This is a genomic window from Pseudoalteromonas sp. TB51 (genome assembly GCF_000498055.1).
GTDB lineage: Bacteria > Pseudomonadota > Gammaproteobacteria > Enterobacterales > Alteromonadaceae > Pseudoalteromonas > Pseudoalteromonas atlantica.
On record NZ_AUTO01000282.1, the window covers coordinates 1 to 5,405 of the forward strand.

Annotated in this window: 5 protein-coding genes; 2 read left to right on the plus strand and 3 right to left on the minus strand. The window is 38.3% G+C overall.

Annotation, left to right across the window (positions count from 1 at the left end; genetic code table 11):
* The 3 genes from bcsA to bcsR all read right to left on the minus strand — a co-directional run.
* On the minus strand, window positions 1-2,118 hold a 2,118-nt coding region (bcsA, locus tag L650_RS0116800), incomplete at its 3' end, for a UDP-forming cellulose synthase catalytic subunit (RefSeq protein WP_029773829.1).
* Between the two features lie 2 nt (window positions 2,119-2,120).
* Window positions 2,121-2,834, minus strand: a complete 714-nt coding sequence (gene bcsQ, locus L650_RS0116805; RefSeq protein ID WP_004588340.1) for a cellulose biosynthesis protein BcsQ — start codon at window positions 2,832-2,834, stop codon at window positions 2,121-2,123.
* A gap of 31 nt (window positions 2,835-2,865) precedes the next feature.
* On the minus strand, window positions 2,866-3,045 hold the full coding sequence (bcsR, locus tag L650_RS0116810; RefSeq protein WP_004588341.1) for a BcsR/BcsP family cellulose biosynthesis protein: 180 nt from the start codon (window positions 3,043-3,045) through the stop codon (window positions 2,866-2,868).
* Between the two features lie 114 nt (window positions 3,046-3,159).
* Between bcsR and bcsE the strand changes: the two genes are divergently transcribed.
* Together bcsE and bcsG are read left to right on the plus strand one after the other, a co-directional pair.
* Complete coding sequence (bcsE, locus tag L650_RS0116815; protein WP_029773830.1) at window positions 3,160-4,782, plus strand: cellulose biosynthesis protein BcsE; 1,623 nt, start codon at window positions 3,160-3,162, stop codon at window positions 4,780-4,782.
* Window positions 4,783-4,951: 169 nt separating this feature from the next.
* Window positions 4,952-5,405, plus strand: a 454-nt coding sequence (bcsG, locus tag L650_RS0116825; protein WP_029773831.1) for a cellulose biosynthesis protein BcsG, incomplete at its 3' end; no start/stop codon positions are given.

Sequence of the window (5,405 nt, forward strand, 5' to 3'; positions counted from 1 at the left end):
TACCGCAGCGCCTAAAATAATAATATTATAAATTGCCCAGCCCATGCTGATTAACAAAACGCCCACTTGGCTCGGATCGCCAAAGCCTAAGCGTAAAACACCTACAAGCATGCCAACTAAGTTTATTAGTAAAAGTACCAAGTAGGGTTTAGATATACCCCAATCGTAATGCTCTTTATCATTTAAGCCGCCTTTTTCTGTTACGTTAAACTTACCCTTATTAGGGTTTATTAGCGCAACGGTTGTAGGCTTTAATATGTACCACGCAAGAACAGACTCATACACTTCACCCCAAAAAGAGTAGCGATATTTACCCTGAATTCGTGAGTTGGTCGCTTTTATTTGTATGAGTGTAGGCACTACATAAATAAAAATAGCTAAAAACGGCGCATAAATAATGTAAGCATTAAAGTATATGAGCGCCAGTGGCGCGGTTAAAAATACAATACGCGGAATGCCCGATAAAAAGTGCAGCATGGCGTTTAAGTAGCACAGGCGCTGTGGTATATCGAGCCCTTTACCTAAAATTGGGTTATCGAGCCTAAATATTTGCGCCATACCCCGAGCCCAACGAATACGCTGGCNATCGGTGGCAAGGCCTGCAGCTTGTGGGATATTTATATAAGCGGTTTTATAACCGGCACGTTGCATACGCAGTGCAGTGTGGGCATCTTCGGTTACCGTTTCAAATGCAAAGCCACCAATATTATCAAGTGCTTCACGTTTTAAAACGGCGCATGAGCCACAAAAGAAGGTGGCATCCCACATGTCATTACCATCTTGGATCAACCCATAAAAAAGCATGTTTTCATTAGGGATTTGGCTGTGGTTATTTAAATTACGCTCAAACGGGTCTGCTGAGAAAAAGTGATGCGGTGTTTGCACTAAACATACTTTGCTGTCTTTTAAAAATTGCCCCATGGTCATTTGTAAAAATGAGCGGGCAGGTACGTGGTCGCAGTCAAAAATAGCAATGTAGTCGCCGTTAGTGTAGCGCATGGCACTATTCATATTACCGGCTTTAGCGTGGTTATTATCGGGCCTTGTTAAATAACCCACCCCCACTTTTTGAGCAAATTCTTTGAACTCAGGGCGTTTGCCATCATCAAGAATATAAACGTTGAGCTTATCAGCAGGCCAATCAATGCTCATCGCCGCAAGCGTGGTAGGTTGTACAACGCTTAATGGTTCATTATAAGTAGGAATGTATACATCAACTGTTGGCCATAAGTCGGTGTTTTCTGGCAACGGAACAGGTTTACGCTCAAGGGGGTTTATAGTTTGAAAAAAGCCTAAAATGAGCACTAGCCACGCATAGGTTTCTGCCAGCAGCAAGCCTGCGCCTAATGTAAGCGCAACAGGGTCATCCCAATTGAGGGTTTCTGTGTAGCGCCACCATAAATAACGCGATGAAGTGGTTACCGATAGGGTGATCATTACAATGGTGGCCATTTGTCCTTTAACGCGCTTAAGCCCGTATGCCACTATCAAAATAAAACTAATAAACACGGCTTGTGCTTCTAGGCTAAACGGAATGGTTATAAAAATAGCCAGTAAAAACAATATAAAGGCTACAACCACATATTTTATTAGTTTATTTTGCCAAATCTTAGCGTCAGCCATGGTTTTAAAAGCACTTTTTTTAGAACCCTTAACGTTTTTTGATAACAAACGCTTTAGTAATCTACCTAGCTTTAAGTCAAACCAACGCAACTGTTTAAGTGAATAACTTACCCCATTATAAAACTGATTTGATAGCCGCTCCCTTACAGAGTTATTTTTAGGTTTGTATTTAAAAAATAACAAATAAACGCTTTGAATGATAAAGCGCAAAATATTTGAATAAATAAACGTGCGGTAGGGCAAGCGAAGATGCGGGTAGTAATCATACAAAACAAGTTCAAAGTTAATTTTGTGGTCTTTTATATTGATAAACAATGAACTAATCAGCGTAATAAAAGGCATTAAAAAGGCTTCTATTACGTTTACTTTGTGCTGGTTAAAATAACTATGAAACTTAAATAAAATATAACGTACAAGTTTTCCAGTAAAAATAATGCTTAACAGTAAATACAAAGTACTGTGTATTGGGCGCTTATAAAATAAAGAAAAGCTCATAACTACAGGGCCGATTTACTTACAAGCCAGCCGGCAAGTGTTTCAAAATCATCGTTAGCAACACTGTAAGGCGCACAATTAAGCGCTACATTTCTATAGGCTGTAGACTCTTTAATTACTTCATCACTATTTATAAAAAAGGGCGCCATAAGCGGCAAGGTAGATTGCCATAAAGAAAACAGGTCAAACTCAAGTGTTGATGCAGAGTTATAACGATTGACTAAAAAGAAGTGTTTCCACTGGTTGTCAGTGTGTTTTAACGTTTGTAGTTTTTTATAAATTAAGCTGTGGCAAATAGCATCACAATTAACTATTTCAATCACTATGTCGTTTTTATCGAGCGGATAGTGGGTGATATCAATATGTGCAGGGCAATCAAAAAGAAGCCAAGCATTATTGTTATAATCCAGTTTATTGCAATTGTTAATAAAGTCGAATAACGCGGCGGTACTAACACTTTTATCGCCAAAAGGTAAAAACACTATGCCATCACTATCTTGATGAAAGTGCTCAAGGGCTTGTTCAAAGTCCTGCTCGTTACTCCAGCCGTGGTTGTACTGCCAAGGCAGACCAAAGTGCAGGCCCAAATCGCTTTTAGAGTCTAAATCTATAGCAATAACGTCAGAGCCTGACTTTTTTAATACGCAGGCTAAGTTGGCAACCATAGAAGTAGCGCCAGTGCCGCCTTTAATGCCTTTTAGAAAAATTCTTTGCAAAGGGTTTTTTACCTGTCGTTTCAATTACTACTTACGCATTTACTGCACGGTGTATTTCGTTCAGTAATGCGTATTTTTCTATTGTTTGTTTATTTTTTTGTTTATTAACAATTTCAACGTAATCTTCACTTTTGCCGCCAAAACGTCGTGCAAGGTTCTCAATGTCATTTGATGTTAAGGTTTCAGAGCTTTTTGTCGTTAAATTACGCATTGTTGCCTTTGTGCTAAAGTTTATTATTTTTATTTAAAGTGGACAATATTTGTCTATTATATATAGAATAGCGGGTAAAACTAGTAAAAAAGTATTTTTTATAGGCTAAATTCAGTGCAAAACTTTAACATTTCAGGCTTGCAGCCCTCTGCTGCAGAGCTAAAACCTGCATCGTTATATGCAATTTTAGCCCCTTTAGACAATTTTGCTACTGAACTGGCATTACATGCAATTAATAACCCCTCAGCTTCTGATATTTATATTGTTTCTTCTCAAATAGAAATATTTTTTGAAGGTCCTTTTAGCGATGCATTAAATCATGCATTTGACCAACACAAAGTGCATCCGTTTAGGTTTTCGGCAGATACGCGCGACTGGCCAAAGCAACAAATAATTAACAATACGCTAAAAGAGCTAAATGCTTATAAACAGCTAAATAATGCATTAGTCATTGTTCACTTTAGTACGACTGATTTAGCCTCATTGGATCAAAAGCAACTGATGCAAAGTGTTCAGGCCTATAAAAAATTTAGTACACAATCAGGAGCAACTGTCTTATTTTTAGTTTCTGGCCCTGAGGTGACTAACTATCGCTTTTTATTAAGGCGGTTAAATTCGGAACTCGACGGGTTAGTATATGTTGAGAATGATTCCACAGTGCGCGTACTAGAGTACGATTATTGGCATCACAGTACAGGTATCATCGCCTCTGTACAGTATCCATTAATGATTGAAAATGGCTGCTTTAAAGTGCAGCAAAATAGTATTACGGAACAACAAACCTCAACATCGGGTGTATTTGCAGATGAAGTCGACGTGTGGATTGTACAAGGAGCTATTCCTGAAGGGACCAAGCTTCCTGCAAAATATAAAATAATAAAAGACAACAATGCGCTTTTTTCTAAAGGCCCTAAATTAGAGGCGGCAACATTGGTATTTGCAGTATCTCGCTATACCGATTTAGCCCTGCTTGCCAAGCAATGTTTTGAGCTGAGAAAAAACTGTGGTCGCTGGCTTAAATTAGTGATTCAGAACGTTGATGGGGTGATCCGCCATCAAGATGAATGCTTATTTTTGACCTTAGGTGTTAATCTTATTTTGTATAGTTTTTCAGAGCCTTCTAGGTTGCTCTCACAGGTACAGTCAATTCAAGGGTTTCAATTTTCAAGACCGTTACCGCCTTCTATTGAACATGTACTTCAATTTACCGAAAATACTTTTTCTAAAGGTTACTTGTCTTTTATAGAATTTACCAAACAGGTAGAAGTTCACAGCGACTCGGCTGTAAATTTAGGGGTAAGTGGAGTGTTGGTTAAATTAGAGCTTTTGCCTCGGATTGACCCAATCCACCCTTTGCATTTATTTCATATAAAGCGAGAAGGTGACGTATTCAGTTTGGTAGAAAACACCGTGTATTTGTATTTACATGCGTGTCGCGAAAATGATGTTAACAATGCGATAAAGCACTTGTTTAAATTAGAAACAAACGATTTTTTTGCGCAGCAAAATATTATTTCCGATCATTTTTATATTCAGCAAGAATGTAAACAGCTTAGGCGTTATTATGCGGGCCAAGATATAACCGATTACTCTGCCCAATTAAAAGAGAATGAAAGCTATAAATTTTCGCAAAAAATAGATGCAAGTGTTGCAGCTGATTTAGAAACACCAGAGTTTACTAAAAACGAGCGCGCAGATGCTGTGCCGTTTAAAATGGCCATAAAGAGTAACGTATGAGTATTAATCAATTATTGATTACAGCAATTTTAGCGATGCTAGTTGGCGTATTTTTATGTATGTCGGGGTCGTTGATACTGAAAAAAATAAAAAAATACTATGCTCAGCTTACGTTTAAACATGAAGTACTCGAACCTTACAAACCAAATAGAATAAAGAAGGGTAAATAGTGAAATTATCAGGCTTAGGGGTGTGGAACCTCTATTTTTTAGTTAAGTTTGCACTTTTTTATTATGGTGCAATCGACTTTGGCTTATTAGCAAATGCAGCGCTGGCTGCTTTTTTTGCTATTTCTTACACGCACCCTTTACTAAATAAAGCCAAACATTGGTTAGGCGCAGTAATGGCCATTGTTTTACTTTATAAAGATTCGTGGTTGCCCCCTATAGACCGTTTAACACGCCAAGCTGGTAACGTGCAAGACTTTAGCTTTGGCTACTTTTTAGAGCTCATGGCGCGGGTTATTAATGTTGATATGTTATTAGCACTGTTTGTTATTACTGTGTGCTTTTGGTATTGCTCACAGTGGATACGCTTTACCACCGTAACAGTTGTTGGGCTTATGTTTGTAGCTTGGCAGGGCACAAACAACGAGGATAATTTAATTTCACAGCCAGTGGCGG

Bases quoted from the DNA above. Each gene is read 5' to 3' on its own strand.
- bcsR (WP_004588341.1), bottom strand. From the start codon at position 3,045: ATGCGTAATTTAACGACAAAAAGCTCTGAAACCTTAACATCAAATGAC.